Origin of the sequence: Mycobacterium sp. E2497, from assembly GCF_001668695.1 — a bacterium.
In the GTDB taxonomy this organism is placed as follows: domain Bacteria; phylum Actinomycetota; class Actinomycetes; order Mycobacteriales; family Mycobacteriaceae; genus Mycobacterium.
This window is the reverse complement of sequence record NZ_LZKD01000274.1, coordinates 1-712: the sequence shown is the minus strand read 5'-3', so window position 1 is coordinate 712 and position 712 is coordinate 1. Positions and strand designations below refer to the sequence as shown.

The 712-nt window shown below is 70.4% G+C and carries 1 protein-coding gene; it reads right to left on the bottom strand.

Annotated features, from left to right (window positions below):
• Positions 1 to 712, bottom strand: a 712-nt coding sequence (locus A5713_RS25645; protein ID WP_156752035.1) for an RNA polymerase sigma factor, incomplete at both ends; no start/stop codon positions are given.

Below are 712 nucleotides of genomic sequence, written 5' to 3'. Positions count from 1 at the left end.
CGGGCGATGCGGCCGCGGTCCCACCGGCGGCGGTCCTGCTCCTCGAGTGGCACCAGCATCCCGGCGTCGTCAACCCGGGTCGCTCGTCGCGAATCGTGCAGCAGCATCAGGGCGGCCAGCGCGTGGGCCTCGGGCTCGTCCGGCATCAGCGCGCACAACTCACCGGCCAGCCGAATCCCTTCGTCGCACAGTTCGTCGCGGATCGCCGACGGGCCGGCGGTGGACCAGTACCCCTCGGTGAACACCGAGTAGACGCAGGCCAGCACGTGCGGGGTGTGTTCGGGCAGCAGCTCGGCGGGCGGCACCCGCAGCGGGATGTTGGCGTGCCGAATCTTGTTCTTGGCGCGCGTGATTCGCTGGCCGATCGCGGTGTCGGTCTGGAGCAGCGCGCGGGCGATCTCGGCGACCGTCAGCCCCGACACCAGTCGCAGGGTGAGCGCCAGTTGCGATTGACGGTCCAGGGCGGGATGCGCGCAGGTGAACATCATCCGCAGCTCGTCGTCGCGAACGGGAGACGGGTCGGTGTGATCGGTGCGCGCCCGGATTTCGTCGATCATGGCCGCCAATTCCTTTCCTGGACGGACGGATTCGCGGCGCAGACGATCACGGACGCGATTGCGTGCGACCGTCACCAGCCAGCCGCCCGGATTGCCCGGGACACCGTCGCGGCCCCAGCTGCGAAGCGCCTCGGCGCAGGCCTCCTGGACGGCGT